At 61.3% G+C, this 20,300-nt stretch carries 19 protein-coding genes; 8 read left to right on the plus strand and 11 right to left on the minus strand.

Annotated features, from left to right (window positions below; translation table 11 throughout):
* Nucleotides 1-105: 105 nt before the first annotated feature.
* From AACH55_RS15710 to phaC, 6 genes are all read right to left on the minus strand, one after another.
* Nucleotides 106-1,340 (minus strand): IS3 family transposase gene (locus AACH55_RS15710; RefSeq protein WP_338715475.1). Its coding sequence is split into 2 segments (ribosomal slippage): nucleotides 106-980 and nucleotides 980-1,340, totalling 1,236 coding nucleotides; the frame shifts between segments, so codons are not numbered across the junction.
* 66 nt (nucleotides 1,341-1,406) lie between these two features.
* A complete protein-coding gene (locus AACH55_RS15715; RefSeq protein WP_338715591.1) occupies nucleotides 1,407-1,967 on the minus strand; it encodes a DUF6402 family protein in 561 nt (186 codons plus the stop codon).
* Nucleotides 1,903-2,736, minus strand: a complete 834-nt coding sequence (locus AACH55_RS15720; RefSeq protein ID WP_338720314.1) for a DUF6402 family protein — start codon at nucleotides 2,734-2,736, stop codon at nucleotides 1,903-1,905. The genes AACH55_RS15715 and AACH55_RS15720 overlap by 65 nt, the downstream gene beginning before the upstream one ends.
* Before the next feature lie 396 nt (nucleotides 2,737-3,132).
* Nucleotides 3,133-3,699: a polyhydroxyalkanoate synthesis repressor PhaR gene (gene phaR / locus AACH55_RS15725; protein WP_338715592.1), complete on the minus strand. Its 567-nt coding sequence runs from the start codon at nucleotides 3,697-3,699 to the stop codon at nucleotides 3,133-3,135.
* Between the two features lie 318 nt (nucleotides 3,700-4,017).
* Nucleotides 4,018-4,758, minus strand: coding sequence for a 3-ketoacyl-ACP reductase (locus AACH55_RS15730; protein WP_338715593.1), 741 nt, complete (start codon nucleotides 4,756-4,758; stop codon nucleotides 4,018-4,020).
* A gap of 247 nt (nucleotides 4,759-5,005) precedes the next feature.
* Complete coding sequence (gene phaC, locus AACH55_RS15735) at nucleotides 5,006-6,856, minus strand: class I poly(R)-hydroxyalkanoic acid synthase (protein WP_338715594.1); 1,851 nt, start codon at nucleotides 6,854-6,856, stop codon at nucleotides 5,006-5,008.
* Nucleotides 6,857-6,913: 57 nt separating this feature from the next.
* Between phaC and AACH55_RS15740 the strand changes: the two genes are divergently transcribed.
* Entirely contained in the window at nucleotides 6,914-7,183 is a 270-nt protein-coding gene (locus AACH55_RS15740; protein ID WP_338715595.1) for a hypothetical protein, read from the plus strand.
* Between the two features lie 416 nt (nucleotides 7,184-7,599).
* On the opposite strand, the gene AACH55_RS15745 is transcribed toward AACH55_RS15740, so the two are convergent.
* Nucleotides 7,600-8,385, minus strand: a complete 786-nt coding sequence (locus tag AACH55_RS15745) for a sulfite exporter TauE/SafE family protein (protein WP_338715597.1) — start codon at nucleotides 8,383-8,385, stop codon at nucleotides 7,600-7,602.
* 165 nt (nucleotides 8,386-8,550) lie between these two features.
* Here AACH55_RS15745 and AACH55_RS15750 point away from each other — a divergent pair, with 165 nt between their 5' ends.
* Nucleotides 8,551-9,444, plus strand: coding sequence for a LysR substrate-binding domain-containing protein (locus tag AACH55_RS15750; RefSeq protein ID WP_338715599.1), 894 nt, complete (start codon nucleotides 8,551-8,553; stop codon nucleotides 9,442-9,444).
* Nucleotides 9,445-9,553: 109 nt separating this feature from the next.
* On the opposite strand, the gene pgeF is transcribed toward AACH55_RS15750, so the two are convergent.
* Both pgeF and AACH55_RS15760 read right to left on the minus strand, forming a co-directional pair.
* Nucleotides 9,554-10,300, minus strand: a complete 747-nt coding sequence (pgeF, locus tag AACH55_RS15755; protein ID WP_338715601.1) for a peptidoglycan editing factor PgeF — start codon at nucleotides 10,298-10,300, stop codon at nucleotides 9,554-9,556.
* 12 nt (nucleotides 10,301-10,312) lie between these two features.
* On the minus strand, nucleotides 10,313-11,428 hold the full coding sequence (locus tag AACH55_RS15760; protein ID WP_338715602.1) for an RluA family pseudouridine synthase: 1,116 nt from the start codon (nucleotides 11,426-11,428) through the stop codon (nucleotides 10,313-10,315).
* 112 nt (nucleotides 11,429-11,540) lie between these two features.
* Between AACH55_RS15760 and AACH55_RS15765 the strand changes: the two genes are divergently transcribed.
* Nucleotides 11,541-12,341 (plus strand): outer membrane protein assembly factor BamD, encoded by an 801-nt coding sequence (locus AACH55_RS15765; protein WP_338715604.1) that lies wholly within the window; start codon nucleotides 11,541-11,543, stop codon nucleotides 12,339-12,341.
* Between the two features lie 120 nt (nucleotides 12,342-12,461).
* On the opposite strand, the gene yaaA is transcribed toward AACH55_RS15765, so the two are convergent.
* The gene (gene yaaA / locus AACH55_RS15770) at nucleotides 12,462-13,238 is read right to left on the minus strand and encodes a peroxide stress protein YaaA (RefSeq protein ID WP_338715606.1); all 777 of its coding nucleotides are present in this window, start codon (nucleotides 13,236-13,238) and stop codon (nucleotides 12,462-12,464) included.
* 270 nt (nucleotides 13,239-13,508) lie between these two features.
* On the opposite strand from yaaA, the gene AACH55_RS15775 reads away from it, so the two are divergent.
* The 5 genes from AACH55_RS15775 (at nucleotide 13,509) to AACH55_RS15795 (ending at nucleotide 18,230) form a co-directional block, all read left to right on the plus strand.
* The gene (locus AACH55_RS15775; protein WP_338715608.1) at nucleotides 13,509-15,554 is read left to right on the plus strand and encodes a methyl-accepting chemotaxis protein; all 2,046 of its coding nucleotides are present in this window, start codon (nucleotides 13,509-13,511) and stop codon (nucleotides 15,552-15,554) included.
* Entirely contained in the window at nucleotides 15,448-15,690 is a 243-nt protein-coding gene (locus AACH55_RS15780) for a hypothetical protein (RefSeq protein WP_338720316.1), read from the plus strand. Before AACH55_RS15775 ends, AACH55_RS15780 begins: the two co-directional genes overlap by 107 nt.
* Nucleotides 15,691-15,704: 14 nt before the next feature.
* Complete coding sequence (locus tag AACH55_RS15785; protein WP_338715610.1) at nucleotides 15,705-16,226, plus strand: putative toxin-antitoxin system toxin component, PIN family; 522 nt, start codon at nucleotides 15,705-15,707, stop codon at nucleotides 16,224-16,226.
* Nucleotides 16,227-16,289: 63 nt separating this feature from the next.
* Entirely contained in the window at nucleotides 16,290-17,447 is a 1,158-nt protein-coding gene (locus AACH55_RS15790; protein WP_338715611.1) for a pyridoxal phosphate-dependent aminotransferase, read from the plus strand.
* 90 nt (nucleotides 17,448-17,537) lie between these two features.
* Complete coding sequence (locus AACH55_RS15795) at nucleotides 17,538-18,230, plus strand: glutathione binding-like protein (protein WP_338715613.1); 693 nt, start codon at nucleotides 17,538-17,540, stop codon at nucleotides 18,228-18,230.
* A gap of 46 nt (nucleotides 18,231-18,276) precedes the next feature.
* On the opposite strand, the gene AACH55_RS15800 is transcribed toward AACH55_RS15795, so the two are convergent.
* Entirely contained in the window at nucleotides 18,277-20,115 is a 1,839-nt protein-coding gene (locus AACH55_RS15800; RefSeq protein WP_338715614.1) for a diguanylate cyclase, read from the minus strand.
* Nucleotides 20,116-20,300 lie beyond the last annotated feature (185 nt).

Below are 20,300 nucleotides of genomic sequence, written 5' to 3' on the forward strand. Positions count from 1 at the left end.
GAGAATAAATATCGTAATCGGGAACAACAACATTATCGAAAGGCCATAAAAAGCCTTTACAACATATCTGTAGTTGCCCCCGCAATTCAGGACACTCAGACATCGTTAAGTTACTGATGCTGCAGCCCGTCTGAACTCGCGAGGCGAGCGGTATTTCAGGGCCTTGTGCGGATGGCGCTCATTGTATTGCTCGAAGGCAGAGGCCAGATGCGTGAGCGCCGTAGGCACATCGGGCTTGTCCATGAAGGCGATGTAATCATGCTTCATCGTTTTTACGAACCGCTCCGCCATGCCGTTACTCTGTGGCGAGCGCACGGGCGTGGTCAAGGGCTCCAATCCCAGCTCGCGAGCGAAGCTGCGTGTGCGATGGTCGATGTAGGCCGAGCCGTTGTCGCTGAGCCATTCAATCACCTGTGGAGTCTGCGTGCTTCCAAACCTCTGCTCCACGGCGGCCAGCATCACGTCGCGCACGACATCCCCGCTATGCCCACCGGTAGTGGCCGCCCAGCTGATGGCTTCACGGTCACAACAATCCAGTGCAAACGTCACTCTCAATGCAGCCCCGTCATCACAACGGAATTCGAAGCCGTCCGAACACCAGCGCGCATTACTTTGCTTGACCGCTACGCGACCATCGTGGCGTCGATTGTCGCGTCTCACACCAGGTCGGCGCAGCAGCAACGCGTGCTCTCGCATGACGCGATAGACCCGCTTATGGTTCACGCACGCTTGCCCCAGAGATTCCCGGCTACGTCGCAGCAAAGCCCAGATGCGGCGATAGCCATAGCTCGGCAAGCTCGCGACATACAGCTCAATCTCTTCGAGCAAGCCGCTGTCGCCGACTTTGCGAGCACTACGGCCATCTCGCCATTCCGGGCTCCGGGCTCGTTTTACTGCCACTGCAGAGCGCGCCACACCGAGAACGTCACAGACCACTTTCATTGGTCGTCCTCCGGCAGCAAGGGCGAGCGCGCAATCAGGTTTTTTGACCGGCCCCATTCGACGGCCTCGCGCAGAATCTCGTTCTCCATGGTCTTCTTGCCCAACAGCCGCTGCAGTTCTTTGATTTCCTTGATGGCCGCGGCCAGCTCCGAGGCCGGGACTACCGTCTCGCCAGCCTTGACGGCGGTCAGACTGCCTTCCTGGTACTGCTTGCGCCAACCAAACACCTGGTTCGCGTTCACCCCGTGTCGCCTGGCAACGGCTGATACGGAAGCTCCAGGAGCCAAGGTCTCCTGGACGATGGCTATTTTTTCTTGGGGCGTGCGTCTTCTGCGACGCTCCGGCTCGGTCAGAATCTCGATGTGCTCCACGGTTTGCCTAGTCGTAAAACTGGTCATAAGACTATCCTCTATTTTAAGAGAGTCTTCGTGTCCTGAGATTCAAGGGGCTATTCCAATATCTCTTCACATTTTTTCTGGTTGCCTGCATAAGGTCTCCAGTGAGAATTCAATGGGATTTGCCAGCTTTATGTATTTAGGCTTGGAAAATATCCAGAAATCACCACCGCGATTGTGTTTCTCCCTCCACTCATTGAAGTTTTGATTAAAGACCGGGAAGTAGATATCTTCCTCTTTGAATTTGCGGATTATTCCTCGCCTTGCATCGACAACCTTGTCCAGCGCTTTTTCAACGAGGTAGTCCCAATGAATGATGGTCTCGACATGTTTTGAATTGCCCATATCGGTATGAACCAGCGACTGTTTACCATCAATGAAATCACTGACTTTTCCGCCGATGGTGACAATCATCCCGTTCTTGTTCCAATGACCAAGATATTGGGTTTTCTGCGAGTGTGGATCATCATTAAATGAGTAATTGTCTTTGACGTAGACATAGAGATGAGTAACAAACACTCGTGGATCAATACAGTAAGTTTTTATTTTGTTTTTATTGTCATATCTAAAGTATTTTTCTCCTGTGACTTCTACCCGTCCAATGGCGACATAAATGCCGAAGTTTGCCAAAAGCCGCTGTTAAATCAGTCATTGCGAGGGATTTAGTCAGCGTTTTGTAATTCGCGATATCAACATGCTGGAAATTCCAGTCCAAATGAAAGCGATGCAAATTGTTCAGGCAAAGTGCCGTTTCAAATCCCAAGCTGGTAACGGCCTGAAAATTTTTCTCCAGGATTGGTTTTAATTTTATTTTCAGTTCGTTAAGGGCAGAGTCGTTGTAAATCTTATCGGAGAGCAGGCTTTGGTATTCCCATTCAACAAGTCCAAAGGTGCGAACCCAATCTAGCGTGACGGAAGCATCATCGACGAACAATTCAGCTTTCTTATCATTGTTCCAGATCAGCTTTGGATTGCCGAACCAACGTCGTGCGAGCTTTGCAGCAACAACCCACCCTTTTTTATCCATTGCGCCCGGGACATCCTGAAGATCAAATTCAGGAAGATTCTCACTCTCCTCAGCTTCGAGAAGCTTAGGCATCAATTCTTTAACGTATTTTTGTTTTGGAGACTGTTGATTTTTTTGGACGCCAGCAAGAGCTTGCTGACGTGCTGCATCCACTTTCGCTTCCCTCAATTGCTGTTTTGTTTGCTTCGGTGGGTTGGCAGATTTTGGTGTACTGGAAGGAAGCGGCTCACCAGGAGCAAGCCGCTCATAAGATACTGTCTGGGATGTAATGATAGGAACAGCGCCCGCTGAACCAATATATTCCCTCCAAACTTCGTCGCGAAACAAAGAGCGTTTCATCGCGTAGTAAGGAACTTTTCTAACTTTAGTCATGACCACCTTAGGAATTGGCAGATGCCAAAAGATGGTCGTGATCCTAGCTAGAACCCATTTCATAAATAGGCGTGAGATGCGTTCTGTCCAGAAAGGGCGCTGGCAAGGCGCGCGACGCGTCGTGTGGCGGTGCCACACGCAAGGAGCGCAACGCGGCCAGCGCCCTTTCTGGACAGAACCCGCAGGGAGCGGCCCGTTTGGGCGAATTGCTGCGTTACGAATTTGGGTCAAGACGCCCAGTCTTGACCCAAATTCGCGCCTTGCACTTCATCCCAAACGGGACTCGCTCGCACTCACGCCTATTTATGAAATGGGTTCTAGTTAATCCTGCATCATGAATTGTCCCAATGGGATACTGAAAGTGGGGAGGCATGAGCCTCCCGACAGAAGCGCCGCTTACTTCTTCTGATCCGGCGGCGTGCCCGGATTGCCAAAGGGGAAGGTACCGAACATGTTCTTGGTCTGGCTCTGCATCTGCTCCTGCATCTGGATGAACAGGTTCTTGCTCTGCTCGATGTAGTTGCTCATCATGCCCTGCATCATCGGACCCTGTACGTTCATGAACTGGGTCCACATCTCGGGGCTGAAGGGCTTGCCCTCATAGAAGCCCTTGGAATTCTCGGCCAGCTTGTTCTGGATGTCGATGAAGGTCTGGATGTTCTTTTCCAGGTAGTTGCCCATCATGCCCTGCATGGCATGGCCGTAATAACGAATGATCTGCGACAGCGCGCTGCTGGAGAACATCGGCACGCCATGCGACTCTTCTTCCAGGATGATCTGCAGCAAAATGCTGCGGGTCAGGTCGTCGCCGCTCTTGGCATCGACCACGGTGAATTCTTCATTGTCCAGCACCAGTTGCTTGACGTCAGTCAGCGTGATGTAGGAACTGGTCTGGGTATCGTACAGACGGCGGTTGGGGTATTTCTTGATCAAGCGATCTGCCGAATTTTTTGCAGTAGTCATCTGAAGTCCAGTCTCTCTCTCATTGCAGCCGTCTTGCCGGCCTTGGTTTGCAGCGGTGGCGGGTGGCTTCGATGCAGTCCTCACCCGCAGGCGTCCGGGACATTGCGCTGTCCTCTCCTTGCTTCTTCTACTGTGTTCGTCCTGCATTTTGCAGGGCAGCAACGCAGGCCATTATAGGGGCGAAGACCACCAAAAGGGGAGCGCTATCGTGCAAGAGTGACAAAATCCCAGCCCGCAATACAAGACAGCGCAAAGACAGCACAAAAAAATGGCCACGGATGCGGCGCTGCACCGCAAGCGTGGCCCTGCGCTACGGCATCAGCCCATGTACAGGCCGCCGTTGAGCGAGAAGTCCGAACCGGTGGCGTAACCGCCTTCGGCCGAAGCGATCCAGGCGACGATGGAGGCGATTTCCTCCGGCTCGCCCAGGCGCTTGACGGGAATGCCCGAGACGATCTTCTCCAGCACTTCCGGACGGATCGCACGCACCATGTCAGTGCCGATATAGCCCGGCGAGACGGTGTTGACGGTCACGCCCTTGGTCGCCACTTCCTGCGCCAGCGCCATGGTGAAGCCGTGGATGCCGGCCTTGGCGGTCGAGTAGTTGGTCTGGCCGAACTGGCCTTTCTGGCCGTTGACCGAGGAGATGTTGATGATGCGCCCAAAGCCGCGCTCGCACATGCCTTCGATGACCTGCTTGGTAACGTTGAAGAGCGAATTCAGGTTGGTGTCGATGACCGCATCCCAGTCCGCCTTGCTCATCTTGCGGAACTGGCCGTCACGGGTGATGCCGGCATTGTTGACCAGCACGTCCACTTCGCCGATCTCGGCGCGCACCTTCTCGAAGGCGGCCTTGGTGGATTCCCAGTCCGAGACGTTGCCTTCGGAAGCGTGGATGTCAAAGCCGTGGCCGCGCATGGTCGCCAGCCAGGTGTCCTTGCGGGTGGAATTGGGACCGCAGCCGGCCACCACGGTATATCCGTCCTTGCACAGACGAGTGCAGATGGCGGTTCCGATGCCGCCCATGCCGCCGGTCACATATGCGATACGCTTGCTCATTATGTTGCCTCCTATAGGGATGGTGATTTGTTGGGGTACGCCCTGCTCCCCTCTTTCGCGTCTGCTTTGCGCCGCATTGGTGGAGGCCCTTCGCGCGAAGGGCGCTCCTTTATCTTGTCAGGCCGGGCCGCGCCGCGGATGCGCTGCTGGCCGTCTCTCTCTGTCGGCAGTCCCGCGTGGGTCACCGCCCTCTTTTTATCGATGCCGCCGGCTTCTGTCATGCCCCCTGGCCGGCTGGCAGATTTCTTCAGCCCACCAGTTGGTCGGCCTTGACCTTCACGTAACGCCCCGGTGCCGGTTCGATGTGCTTGTAGCGCGTCGAACCCGGGCTCTTGGGTGCAGCCACCTTGCGCCCGCCATGCTTGGCCAGGAACGCCGCCCACTCACCCCACCAGCTGCCTGGATGCTCGGTCGCGCCGGCCATCCAGGTATCGGCATCGCTGCCCGCCTTGGCCTTGTCATTGACCCAGTAATTGCGCTTGTTCTTGGACGCCGGATTGATCACGCCGGCGATATGGCCCGAAGCGCCCAGCACGAAACGGTTGTTGCTGCGCTTGCCGGTATTGATCAGCTCCAGCGAGGCATAGGCTGATTTCCAGGGCACGATGTGGTCATCGCGCGAGGCGTAGATGAAGGCCGGTGCGCTGATCTTGCGCAGGTCGATCTTCTCGCCGCCCACGGTGAGGCGGCCGGGTTCCTTGAGCGCGTTCTCCAGGTACATGTGCCGCAGGTAGTAGCAGAACATCGGCCCGGGCAGGTTGGTGCTGTCGGCGTTCCAGTACAGCAGGTCGAAGGCGCTGGGCTTCTCGCCCTTGAGGTAATTGGATTCGACGTAGTTCCACAACAGGTCGTTGGGACGCAGGCTGGAGAAGGCGCTGGCAAAATCGCGCCCGGCCATCAGGCCGCGCTGGCCGATCATCTGTTCGCGCAAGGCCAGCTGCATCTCGTCGATATAGACATCGATGGCGCCGGTATCGGAAAAATCCAGGAACGTGGTCAGCAAGGTCAGGCTCGACACCGGATCTTCGCCACGCGCGGCCAGCAGGGCCAGCGCGCAGGAGAGGATGGTGCCGCCCACGCAGAAGCCCAGGGCATTGATCTGTGGCTGCTTGCTGATTTCCTGGACGATGTGGATGGAGCGCACCACGGCGTCGTCCACATAATTGTCCCAGGTGGCGGTCTCGACCGTCGCATCGGCATTGCGCCAGGAAATCAGGAACACCGTATGGCCCTGCTCCACCGTATAGCGCACCAGCGAATTCTGCGGCTGCAGGTCGAGGATGTAGAACTTGTTGATGCACGGCGGCACGATCAGGAGCGGCACCGCATGCACGGTCTTGGTCAGCGGCGTGTACTGGATCAGCTGGAACAGTTCGTTCTCGAAGATCACGGACCCGGCGCTGGCACCGACGTCGCGGCCCACCTCGAAGGCGGTTTCATCAGTCTGCGAGATGTGGCCCTTCTGCAGGTCCGCCAGCAATTGCGCGATGCCCTGGGTGAGGCTCTCGCCGCGCGTCTCCAGGATCTTCTGCTGTGCTACCGGATTGGTGGCCAGGAAGTTGGCGGGCGACATCGCATCAATCATCTGCTGCACCGCAAAACGCAATTTGTGGCGCACCTTCTCGGTGCCCTTGACCGCATCGGCCAGGGCCAGCAGGAAGCGCGAATTCAACTGGTAGGCGGCGGCCTGGAATGCGAAGTAAGGATGTTCGTGCCAGGCCGGCGCCGACAAGCGGCGATCGGTGATGGTCGGCGTCTTGGCGGCCAGCATCGATTGCCACAGCTCGCCGAACTCGCGGGTGTAGTCCTGCTGCAATCGCAGCAGGTCGGCGGGATCGAGCGTGGCGCCCATCTCGCCGAGCTGCCTGAGCAACGCGGAAGGATCGATCTGTCCGCCGCCCGGCGGCACGGCGCCACCCGGGAAGCCTGCCATCTGCGGCATCCCGGCCATCGCGGGCATGGGTGGCAAATGCGACTTGAACTGGTCGAACTGGGATTGGAACTGGGACTGCAGCGAGGTCCAGAACTTGGGATCGGACATCTGTGCCAGCCACGCGGATACATCGGGAGAGGGTTGCTGCGGATTCTGCTTGTTCATGCTCGGATCTGCAATTTTCGCGTATCGTTATGGTTTGTCTCGAAGCGTCATTTCACCATGATCATCGTCGCTATCGCATGGCTCTACGTCGTCTTCATGATGTCGATCACCGAACAGTCAGCGATCGCTGGCATCGCCACTTTCCTGCTGTACGGGATAATTCCGCTGACCATCGTTTTATACCTGATGGGTACGCCGCAACGCAAGCGGAATCGTCAAAAGATGAAGAAATTGACAGCGGCCCGCAAGGAAGAAAACAAAGATGACCGTTCCGCTAAACACGAGCCCGACATCACCGACGACAAGCCGCGCAGGCCCGCGCCATGACGCCGGGAGCGCGTCAGCAGCGCTCCCGAAAACTTAGAAAACCCTATCACCGCGCCCTATTGTCGTGAGCCCGGAAACCTTCAGCAGCGCAGGTTTGCGCACTGCATCATGCGCTGTGGGTGCGCTGTAAAACTCAGCAAATCAGCTGCGCGCCCCGGCGCGCCGCACTGACCGCCGCAAGGCGATCTGTCGATACCGGGGTTTCAGTACGGCAAGCATGTCGCGCAGCACGGCCGATCCGCGCCAGGGTGGCGACACATAGGCCATACGTAACTTCAGATCGCCACACTCACGTAACTCACAATCAAGCATGGCGATCATGCCGCCGTCAAGCCAGGCGTAGACATGCACCTCATTGGCCCGGCCTTGCCTGGGCCCTTCGATCTGCCAGCCGCAAGGGCGCTCGCACGGGAATCTCATCGGCCCGCCCCGAACAGATCAGGCAGATGCCAGGCCAGATGCAGCCCCAGCAGCAGCAAGCCGATGAAGAAGCAGCGACGGAAGGTAGCAGCCCGCACCAGCGCGCGCACGCGGGTGCCCAGCGCCATGCCGAGCAAGGCCGGCAGCAACACGACCAGCGAGGCCCAGCCTACGCCTGTACTGAAGGCTCCTCCCTGCCCCAGGTTGACCGCCAGGGCGATCGTGGAGACCGTGAAGGACAGCCCCAGCGCCTGGATCAGCTGGTCGCGCGGCAACCCCAGCGCCTGCAGGTAAGGCACCACCGGGATCACGAACACCCCGGTGGCGGCAGTGACCAGCCCCGTGAGCAGACCTACCACGGGTGACCACCACGGCTCATGACGAGGCCGTACCGTGGGCGTCCACGCCGCCAGGCCCGCGAGTGCATACAGCATCAGCGCCAGGCCCAGCCCGATGATGGCGCGGCGGCCGCCATCGGCGCCCATGAATCCGGCACCGGCCAGCGTCCCGGCGATGATGCCCGCCAGCAGGCTCCACAGGCGACGCACCAGCGTCAGCAAGGCACCGCCGGTGGCCAGTTGCCAGCCATTGGTCACCATGGAAGGCAGGATCAGCAGCGCCGCCGCCTGCACCGGCGGCATCACCAGGCTCAGCAATCCGACCGCCACCGTCGGCAGGCCCAGGCCGATCACGCCCTTGACGAAGCCGGCCAGCAGGAATACCGCCAGGCTCACGGCAAGCACGGTGGCATTCATGTCGACAAGGGAAAGCAGGCTGGGCATGGCAGGACTAAGACCGGATGACGGGACAGCGGGATAGCAAGGTTTCCCAGTCTGCCAGTCCTCGCCCGCGCTGGAAATGTGGAATACACTTAGCCAGCCTTCGGCCTGGCCGAAGGCTCAGTGTGACACCGAGCCCCTTTCCTTCCCCCCTGCCCCTGCACGCCGATGAGCCAACGCTTCGAACTGTCCGACCTGCGTCTTTTCCTGCACATCGTCGAAAGCGGCAGCATTACTGCGGGCGCCGAACGCGCCCACATGGCGCTGGCATCGGCCAGTGCTCGCATCCGCAACATGGAGGATGCACTGGGCACGCCCCTGCTGGAGCGAGGCCGGCGGGGCGTGCAGACCACCGACGCCGGGCGCGCGCTGGCCCATCACGCGCGCATGATGGCGCAGCAGATGGCGCAACTGCGCGATGAGCTGGGCCAGTATACGCAGGGCCTGAAGGGTCATATCCGGCTGCTCTGCAATACCTCGGCCATGACCGAATTCCTGCCGGAGGTGCTGGCGCGCTTTCTGGCGCGGCATCCCCACACCGATATCGAACTGGAAGAAAAGCTCAGCTATGAAGTGGTACAGGCGGTGGTCGACGGCATCGCCGATGTGGGCATCATCGCCGACTCGGCCGACAGCGGTCCCTTGCAGACCTATCCCTTCCGCCAGGATCACCTGGTGGCCGTGCTCTCGAAGAAACATCCGCTGGCACGGCGCAAATCGCTGGCCTTCAGTGAATTGCTGGGCGAGGATTTCGTCGGGCTGTCCGGTGACAGCGCCTTGCAGCAGCACCTTTCGGGCCACGCCACGCGTGCCGGGCCGCGCCTGCAATACCGCGTGCGGCTACGCAGCTTCGACGGCATCTGCCGCATGGTGGAGCATCAGGTCGGGGTGGCGGTGATACCCGAAACGGCCGCCCGGGCCTGTGCCACCCACATGGACATCCGCGCCATCCCGCTCACCGACGGCTGGAGCCGGCGCCAGCTGCTCATCTGCGTGCGCGGGCTGGAAGGCTTGCCGGGGCATACGCGCGAACTGATCCTGGCTTTGCAAGGGCACATATGAAGCATCATGAAAAATGGCGGCTCAGGAAAGCCGCCATTAAGCCGCCATTGCGTCGTCGAGGCCAAGCAGGATCATCTCGAGGTGAAGTTTTCGCCCGATTTCACTTGATTCACTTGAGCCAGATCAGCGAGCCCATGCGCCCGGTGGTCTTGTCGCGGCGATAGGAATAGAACCGCGGATCGGCCACAGTACACAGGCCGCCGCCGCTGACCTCATGCACATCCACCTTCGCCAGCCGCTGGCGCGCCAGCGCATAGATGTCGGCCAGATACTTGCCGGGGCGCCCCGGATAAGCCCGGAAGGCGCTTTGCGCCCCGGCCTGCTGATCCAGGAATGCCTCGCGCACCTCGCCGCCGACCTCGAAATGCCCGGGCCCGATGGCTGGTCCCAGCCAGGCGAGGATGTCGTGGGCGCCACGCGCGCGCATGGCCGCCACGGTCTGCTCCAGTACACCGGCCGCCAGCCCGCGCCAGCCGGCATGGGCCGCACCCACCACGGTGCCGGCGCGGTCGCAGAACAGGACCGGCAGGCAATCGGCCGTCATCATCACGCACACCGCGCCGGGCGTGCTGCTGATGCAGGCATCGGCGGTGGGCTGAGCGGGCAGCGCGGCCGCGTCCAGCACGTTCACCCCATGCACCTGCGTCAGCCAGGCCGGCTCGGCCGGCAACAGGCGGCGCAACAGCGCGCGATTGCGGGCGACCAGCGCCGGGTCATCGTCCACGTGGGTGCCCAGGTTCAGACCCGGGCCGCCCTGCCCGTCGCCGTAAGGCGCGGGGCTGAAGCCGCCGGCACGCAGGGTGGTCAGGGCACCGATGTTGGCCGGTGCCGCCCAGTCGGGGATCAGCAGCTCCATGGGCGGACCCGGTCAATAGTCGTCATCGTCTTCGTCATAGTCGCCCAGGACGGGATCGGCTTCTTCGCTCATCTCGGGGATCACCGCCAGAGCCGGGTCGATCCTGGCACGCTGGAGCAAGGCCACGATGTCTTCCGGCAAGGGCGCGGCCCATTGACGGAACTTGCCCGAGGTCGGGTGCACCAGTCCCAGGCGCCCCGCCAGCAGTGCCTGACGCGGGAAGATGGACGCCAGGTGCTGCTTGCCGTAGAGCGCATCGCCCACCAGCGCGAAGCCCAGCGATTGCAGGTGCACGCGGATCTGGTGCGTACGCCCGGTTTCCAGGCGGCAATGCACCAGGCTGACCGGCTTGCGGTCGATCTCGCCCGTGGCCAGGCGACGGTAATGGGTCACGGCCGGCTTGGCCCGCATGCTTTGGGATACCGCCATCTTGATGCGGTCGCGCGGGTGGCGCGCCATCGGCGCGTTGATGGTGCCGGAAAGCTGGGGCAGGCCCCACACCAGAGCCAGGTACTGGCGCTTCATGCTGCGCGCCTGCAACTGACGCACCAGGTCGGTCTGGGCGGCCAGGGTCTTGGCCACGACCATCAGGCCGCTGGTTTCCTTGTCCAGCCGGTGCACGATGCCCGCGCGCGGCACATTGACCAGGGCCGGGCAATGATGCAACAAGCCGTTCAACAGCGTGCCGCTCCAGTTGCCGGCGGCGGGATGCACCACCAGACCCGCCGGCTTGTTCAGGATGATGATGGACTTGTCCTCATGCAGGATGTCCAGCTCCATGGCCTCGGGCGCATAGGGCTGCTCGGCCGGCACCGATTGGGGGGCGACCTCCACCAGCTCGTCGCCCAGCATGGTCATCTTGCCCTTGGCGGGGGCACCGTCGACGGTCACATGGCCGTCCTCGATCCATTGCTGGATGCGGCTGCGCGAAAATTCGGGCATGAGGCCGGATAATACCTTGTCCAGCCGCTGGCCGATGACCTCATCGTCGAGGCGGAAACTCAGGCGCTCCAGGCCAGTGGCGCTTTCGTCGGCCTGCTCGCCGTCATCGAAATCGTCCTCTGGCGGGAGGGCGTTCTTTACAGGCTCATCGCCATTTGTAATCGGAAGGGGTTTCTTACGTGACATCAGCTATAATCGCCGGATCGGGTTGATTGTATTTCGGGTATCGATGCAGCCGGCTCGGGTAGGCGCTTGGCGCCATGCACAACTGATAGTCCCAGACAAGCACACAAGAGTCATGCACAAAATCTTATTGAAGTTCTTCATCATCGGTTTTGCCCTCTCGCTGACCGCCTGCGGCCTCTTGCCGGAACAAAAAGACGAGACGGTCGGCTGGTCTGCCGCGAAATTATACTCGGAAGCCAAGGATGAACTGAATGCCGGCGGCTACGACAAGGCCATCAAGTACTTCGAGAAGCTGGAATCGCGCTACCCGTTCGGTACCTACGCCCAGCAGGCGCAGATGGACATCGCCTACGCCTACTACCGCCAGAACGAGCAGGCACAGGGCCTGGCGGCGGTGGATCGCTTCATCAAGCTGCACCCGAACCACCCCAATGTCGACTACATGTACTACCTGCGTGGCCTGATCAACTTCAATGATCGCACCACCATCTTCGACACCTTCACCGACCAGGACAACACCGAACGCGATCCCAAGGCCATGCGTGACGCCTTCGATTCGTTCAAGCTGCTGGCCGAACGTTTCCCGGACAGCAAGTACACCCCGGACGCCATTGCCCGCATGAAATACCTGGTCAATGCCATGTCCCAGTACGACGTCCATGTGGCCAACTACTACTTCCGTCGTGGCGCCTACGTGTCAGCGGCCAACCGCGCCCAGGCCGCCATCAAGCAGTATCCGGATTCGCCGGCCAACGAAGAGGCCCTGTTCATCCTGATGCGCTCCTACGAAGCCCTGGGCCAGACCAAGCTGAAGGAAGACACCGAACGCATCATCCAGGCCACCTACCCCAACAGCCCCTGGTACAACGGCGGTCCCAAGCCCAAGGCCAAGCCGTGGTGGAAGGTCTGGTAAGCCCGGCACACGCGCATACACGCATACGCAAGCCTCAACAAAAAACCCTCGCCATGCAGATGGCGAGGGTTTTTTATTGGCCAGTCGAAGCAGCCCGCCTGATCCCGGCGGGCGGCGCGTTCAGCCTTCCAGCCTGCGGCGGAACACCCACTGGCTCTCGGTGGACGCCTCGGGCGCGAAGGCATAGCCCTCCACGTCGAAGGCCTTGAGCTTTTCGGGCTGGCTGATGTTCTTCTGGGCGGCATAGCGCGCCATCAGTCCGCGCGCGCGCTTGGCGTAGAAGGAGATGATCTTGTACTTGCCCCCCTTCCAGTCCTCGAACACTGGGGAAATCACCTGGGCCTTGAGCAGCTTGGGCTTGACGACCTTGAAATATTCTTCCGAGGCCAGGTTCACCAGCACCGGCGCCTTCTGCGCGGCCAGTTCGGCGTTGAGCGCCTCGGTGATCTCGTTGCCCCAGAAGGCGTACAAATCCTTGCCCCCCGGATTGGCCAGCTTGGTGCCCATCTCCAGGCGATACGGCTGCATCAGGTCCAGCGGGCGCAGCATGCCGTAGAGGCCGGAGAGGATGCGCACGTGGCCTTGCAGATAATCCAGCTGCGTGGCGTTGAGCGAGGCCGCATCCAGGCCCTCGTAGACGTCGCCATTGAAGGCCAGTACCGCCTGCTTGGCGTTCTTGGTGGTGAACTTGCGCGACCAGCTGGCATAGCGGTTCACGTTCAGCACCGCCAACTGGTCGGAAATACCCATGAGACTGCCGATCTCGGCCGGCGATTTGGTCTTCAGGACCTCGATCAGCTCAGCCGAGCGCGGCACGAAAGCCGGTGTGGTGTGGATGTCGGTAGTGGGAGGCGTGTCATAGTCCAGCGACTTGGCGGGAGACAAAACAATCAGCATGAGGGGGTCATCCAATGATCAGGTTCAGACAAGGTGGCCGTCATGATACCCAAAGCGCGGCGCTTGCGCGCGCACACGCCCGGTTTGGAGGCGATATGAACAGTTGGACGGCAAAAAGCCGGCTGTTGGGCCTTTGATCTCTGCCATGCGGCTCCTACACTGAAGCGTTGGACGTGATGACAGGTAACCGCTACCGGCCCTGCCGCGTCCGGCTTCCCGCCTGCCTTGCCGCGCGCCGTATCCGATCCGCTCTCACAACGAGGACACGCCATGAACTGGTTCCATGATCTGCGCATCGCCCGCAAACTGCTGCTGACCTTCACCGCCATCCTGCTGCTGACCGCCATCCAGGGCATTTTTTCCATCGTGCAACTGTCGCGCGTGAATGACGCCTCCACGGAGATCGCGACCAACTCCCTGCCCAGCGTGCGCTATCCCCTGGAAGCCAAGGTCGCCCTGGCGCGCATTCGCACCCTGCAGTTGCAGCACATGCTGCCGGGCAACGAAGGCAGCGTGGACGCCAACGAAAAGATGGTCAGCGAGCTTCTGGATGGCCTCAACAAGACGCTGGAGAAGTACGAGCCGCTGGTCAACATGGAGGCCGAGCGCGGCTACTTCACTGCCATCAAGACCGACCTGGCGGCCTTCACCCGGCAGCATCAGGAGCTGGCCGGGCTGGTGCGCGCCCAGAAGACAGAGGAGGCGCGCGATCTTCTGATGAAACAAATGACACCGGTCTACCTGCGCCTGTTCGACAACATGGACAAGGCCGTTGCCATCAACATCGCGGCCAGTGAGAAAACCGACCAGGATGCCCAGCTCCGCTACGAGAATTCGCGCCTGCTGATCAGCCTGCTGCTGGTGGCCTGCATCGGCCTGGGCCTGCTGCTGGCGACGTGGGTGGCGCGCATCGTCTCGCGGCCGCTGCAGGATGCCATGCACGTGGCCGAACGCGTGGCCGAGGGCGACCTGACGGTGCAGATCCGGCCCGGCGGGCGCGATGAAACCGGCCACCTGATGCGCTCGCTCAAGGCCATGAACGACAGCCTGCTGCGCATCGTGACGCAGGTGCGCGAAGGCACCGATACCATCAATACCGCTTCGCGCGAAATCGCCAGCGGCAACCTCGATCTGTCCACCCGCACCGAGCAACAGGCCAGTTCGCTCGAAGAGACCGCCTCGGCCATGGAAGAGATCACCTCCACCGTCAAGCAGAATGCCGACAACGCCCGCCAGGCCAACCAGCTGGCGCATTCGGCCTCGGACGTGGCGACCCAGGGCGGCAGCGTGGTCGCGCAGGTGGTCGATACGATGGGCGCCATCAATGCGTCCTCGCGCAAGATCGTGGACATCATCAGCGTGATCGATGGGATCGCCTTCCAGACCAATATCCTGGCGCTCAACGCCGCCGTGGAAGCGGCGCGGGCCGGCGAGCAGGGACGCGGCTTCGCCGTGGTGGCCTCGGAAGTGCGTTCGCTGGCCCAGCGCTCGGCTGCCGCGGCCAAGGAGATCAAGGCGCTCATCGATGATTCCGTGACCAAGGTCGATGCCGGCAGTCGCCTGGTGGAACAGGCCGGCAGCACCATGACCGAAGTGGTGGCCAGCGTGCGCCGGGTCACCGATATCGTCGGCGAAATCAGCTCGGCCAGTACCGAGCAAAGCGGTGGCATCGAACAGGTCAACCTGGCCATCACGCAAATGGATCAGGTGACCCAGCAGAATGCGGCGCTGGTGGAACAAGCCGCTGCCGCAGCCGGATCGCTGCAGGAGCAGGCGGCCAGGTTGTCGGATCTGGTGAGCATCTTCAAGCTGGACCGCTCTCAGCACGCCCCGCACGCAGCCTCAGCCCCGTCCTCGACGGCGGCGCGACCACTGGCGCCGCCGCCCGCCCCCCAGGCCAGGCCGCAACTCAAACCGATGAGCAAGCCAATGAGCAAGCCCGTCTCCCGCGCGGCCGTGGCGCCAGCACTGCCGGCCGCGCCCGCTCCCAAGGCCGCCAAGGCGGCGGATTCAAGTTCGCCAGCCAACTTGCCGTTAATCAACAAGCCAACACGGACGAGACATGCCCAAAGTGAGCTGCAGCCGGCCAACAGCAAACTTGCGTTGACACAATGTCGGCACTTTGCCCAGATTTTGCTGTCTACAATGCACCGGCAAGGAGGAGATCATGAAACGCGACAAAGCCCTCATGGGCGAAATCCTGAAGCAACTGGCATCCTTCGGCACCCTCTACGGCGACGTGGAAAAGATCCAGAGCGCGCTGCCCGGGCAGGTGGCGCCGGAGGTGATCCTGCATCATCTGCGCCTGCTCTATGACCGCGGACTGGCGGCGGTGGACATGCACAATTTCTGGCGCGTCACCGATCAGGGGTATGATGCGCTCGAGGCAGGCGGCGACCTCTTCAGCCAGAAAGAAGCGCCACCGCCCGGCCAACGTGGCATCGACAATTAGTTTTCACTTCTTCAATGAGCATCCCGGCAACACCTTCCCTCACCTCCCCGCTTCCCCTTCCCGCCGCCACATCCGCCGGCGCCCCTGCCGGGCGCCAGCGCGTGGTGCTGGACACCAACGTCTGCCTGGACCTGTTCGTCTTCCGCGACCCGCGCTGGGCCGCCTTGCAGGCGGCGCTGGAGCAAGGCACGGTCCAGGCCTATACCCGCGAGGATTGCCGCAGCGAGTGGCTGGCCGTGCTGGACTATCCGCACCTGCCGGTCACGCCCGAGACCAAGCCGGCCATCTGCGCCGAATTCGACCGTCTGCTGCAATGCCTGCCGCTGGCTCAGGTCAACACCTTCGGCCTGCCTGTCTGCACCGACCGCGACGACCAGAAATTCCTCGAACTGGCCCTGCAATGCCAGGCGCATGTGTTGGTGAGCAAGGACAAGGCGGTCCTGAAGCTGGGCAAGCGTACCGTCAAGCGCGGCCTCTTTGCCATCGTGCCGCCGCAGCTCTGGCGCGCCGATGCCTTCCTTGATCCGGCGACCTGAACGGTGCGGCGAATCCGGCTAGAATAACGGGCTTGCGATCATCACAAGAACGAGCCCGCTGCAATGAGCACCCCCAACATCGTCACCAAGCTGCCCAAGGTCGGCACCACCATATTCACCGTCATGTCGGCCCTGGCCAGCGAAAAAGGCGCGGTCAACCTGGGGCAGGGTTTCCCCGATTTCCATTGCGATCCGGCGCTGGTGGATGCCGTCACCCGGGCCATGCAGGACGGCCTGAACCAGTATCCCCCCATGGCCGGCGTGCTGCCGCTGCGCGAAGCCATCGCCGCCAAGGTCGAGCGGCTGTACGGTCATCGCTATGATCCGGTCGCCGAAATCACGGTCACCGCCGGCGCCACCCAAGGCATCCTGACCTCGGTGCTGTGCGCCGTGCATCCGGGCGATGAAGTCATCGTGATCGAACCGGTCTACGACTGCTACGTCCCGGCTATCGAGCTGGCCGGCGGTGTGCCGGTGTTCGTGCAGATGGAAGTGGGCGCGGCCGGCTACAGCATTCCCTGGGCCAAGGTCCAGGCTGCCGTTACGCCCAAGACCCGCATGATCATGGTCAACACCCCGCACAACCCGACCGGCAGCGTCATGCGCGCGGCCGACGTGGCGGCGCTGGCCGATATCGTGCGCGGCACCGACATCCTGATCCTTTCCGACGAGGTGTACGAACACATGGTCTTCGACGGCCAGCCGCACGAATCGCTGGCGCGCCACCCGGAACTGGCCGAGCGCAGCTTCATCAATTCCAGCTTCGGCAAGACCTATCACGTCACCGGCTGGAAAGTCGGCTATGTGGCAGCGCCTGCTGCGCTGACCGCTGAATTCCGCAAGGTCCACCAGTTCAACGTCTTTACCGTCAATACCCCGGTTCAGTACGCATTGGCCGAATATATGAAGGATCCGGCACCGTACCTGGACTTGCCGGCGTTTTATCAGAAGAAACGTGATCTTTTCCGCTCAGGATTGGCCAACACCCGTTTCGAGCTGCTGCCCTCGCAGGGCACGTATTTCCAGTGCGTGAAGTACGGCGCCATCTCGGACCTGCCCGAGGCCGAGTTCTGCAAGTGGCTCACCAGCGAGATTGGTGTGGCCGCCATCCCGGTATCGGCCTTCTACAACACGCCCAGGGAATCGGGCATCGTGCGCTTCTGCTTCGCCAAGAAGGAAGAGACGCTGCAACTGGCGCTGGACCGGCTGGCCAGGCTGTAATGCCGTCGGCGCACAAATGATTCATAGCATTTATATCGTTTTACGTTCCGTGACCTCCCCCCTCAACACGACACGCAAAAAAGGAAATCCATGATCGACGTCTACAGCTGGGCCACCCCGAATGGCCACAAGGTTCACATCATGCTGGAAGAATGCGGACTGCCCTACACCGCGCATGCCATCGATATCGGCGCCGGCGACCAGTTCACGCCCGAATTCCTGAAGATCTCGCCCAACAACAAGATCCCCGCCATCGTCGATCCCGAGGGTCCGGACGGTGCGCCGATCTCTCTGTTCGAGTCCGGCGCCATCCTGGTCTACCTGGCCGGCAAGACCGGCCGCTTCCTGGGCGAAACCGTGCGCGAAAAGTATGAAGTGCTGCAGTGGCTGATGTTCCAGATGGGCGGCCTGGGGCCGATGCTGGGCCAGGCGCACCACTTCCGCCTGTATGCGCCGGAACAGATCGAGTACGCCGTCAACCGCTACAGCAATGAAGCGCGCCGCCTGTACCAGGTGATGGACAAGCAGCTGGGCCTGCATGCCTACCTGGCCGGCGACAATTACACCATCGCCGACATCGCCTGCTTCCCCTGGACCCGTTCGCACAAGAACCAGGGCATCGATCTTGCGGACTTCCCCAACGTCAAACGCTGGTTCGATGCCATCAACGCCCGTCCGGCCGTGCAACGCGGCGTGACCGTGCTGGCCGACAAGCGCAAGCCGCTGCACGACGACAAGGCCAAGGAATTGCTGTTCGGCAAAAGCCAGTATGAAAAACGCTGACGGATGATCGCTGAAGGCGGGCCGCAGCCCGCCTCGGCATCCCCCGTCAAGGATCGGCGAAGGGCGCAAACTCCACACGGTTGCGCCCTTTTTCCTTGGCGCGGTACAAGGCGTCGTCGCTGGCGCGCAGGACCTGCTCCTGACTGCCGGAGTCCACCTGCATCAGTGAGATGCCGATGGAGAGCGTGACCTCGACTTTCTTCCCTTCGTGCAGCAGCGGCTGGCTGGCGCAGCTGGCCTGCAGGCGCATCGCAAATTCGGCGGCGGCCTGCAGGTTGGCGCCGGACAGGATCACCGCGAACTCTTCTCCCCCCAGGCGCCCGGCGGCATCCGACTTGCGCAACTGGCGCTGGAGTACCTGTGCAAAATGCTTAAGCACCTGGTCCCCGACCGCATGGCCCAGGCTGTCGTTGATGCGCTTGAAGTGATCCAGATCGCACATCAGCACCGCTGCGGTATCGCACACCCCGCGCTGAATGCGGCTGTGCTCTTCCTGCAGGCGCTGCATGAAACAACGGCGGTTGGGCAGTTGGGTGAGGTAATCGGTGAGGGCGTATTCCCGCAGTTCCAGTTCAAAGGCTTTGCTCTGGCTGATGTCGCTGATGAAGCCATGCCACAGCGTGGTGCCATCCTCCAGGCGACGCGGACGCGCCTGTCCGCGCAACCAGCGCACCCCCTGACCGGACACGATGACACGAAACTCCAGCATCCAGTGCGAGCCTGTGGCCGTTGCCATCTGGCGCGCCGCTTCATAGCGCGGCAGATCTTCCGGATGGATCATGGTATCCACGATGGTCGGGTTCTCCAGCAACTGCTGGGGCGAGAGTCCCAAGGTTTCGCGCGCGCCTTCGCTGACGTAGGTGAAGTAGCCACGGCCGCCCGGCGGCACCCGGAACTGGAACACCATGCCGGGAATTTCACTGGTCAGGTAATCGAGCATGCGGCTGCTCTTGGCCAGTTTTTCGTTGAGCTGCCTGACCTCGGTGATGTCAGTGGTGGTACCGATCATGCGCAAGGCATTGCCCTGGTCATCGCGGGCTACCACCTTGCCGCGGCTGCTGATCCACTTGTAGCTGCCATCGCGGCAGCGAATGCGGTGCTCCACCTGATACGTGTCGGAGCGCGAAGCAAAATGCTGGCGGATCGTCTCCTGCACATAAGGCAGGTCATCCGGATGGATGCGCAGGTAGGCGTCCTCCAGATGGCTGGAGAGTTCCCAGTCCTCATAGCCGAGAATGGCCTTCCAGCCGCGCGAATAGTAGATCTCGCCAGTGACCGCATTGCGGTCCCAGATGCCGGTACCGCTACCTTCGATGGCCAGCGCCATGCGTTCATTGGCCTCGTCGGGGGGCTCAGTGCTGACCTGCGCATGGGATGGCACGAGGGCGCGCTCGATGGACAACATGGCCATCGACACGGCTGCGCCGACCGTATCGCGGTAGGCCTGCTCCAGATGCGATGCATCCGCCGGCGCATCGACCGGCGTGCAGACGGTCAGCACGCCGGCGAGTTCTCCGGCAAAGGAACGCAGCGGCAGCACTTCCAGCAGGCGACAGCCATGACGCGCAGCCAGCGCGGACAAGCCATTCCAGAATGGCAGGGTGTCCGGCTCCAGCCCATCGAGCTCGACCAGATCAGCCAGGAATGCCGGCAACAGGCTCGGTGCCGCGCCCACGCTCATGCGCCGCTTGTGGCGGTCGAACAGGAAGATGGCCAGCGCGCGCTCTGGATAGCTGGCCGAAAAGCCGCGGGCGATGCGGTCCAGCAATTGCGCAAGCGGCGCGCCACGCGCGATATAGGAAAGCGTCTGGTTGTTAAAGGCGAGCGCCTTGCGGCAAGATTCGGTATCGGCGTCGACGGATAGGGGCGGACGTTCTGACATCATGAGCGACAGGATCAGCAAGTGCGCGGCGGCAACACCATACTGCCGCTGCCGGATGATGGCACATTAGCACCTTATGACAACTTCGCGCCATGGCCTCCTGCAAAATCGGTGCAGACAATGCCGGACGATGTTCTCAAGCTACAGCGTCATGAGCTTCGGTGAGAAAGACATCACTTCGGCGCAGG

The sequence above is a fragment of the Herbaspirillum sp. DW155 genome, from assembly GCF_037076565.1.
Lineage (GTDB): Bacteria > Pseudomonadota > Gammaproteobacteria > Burkholderiales > Burkholderiaceae_D > Herbaspirillum.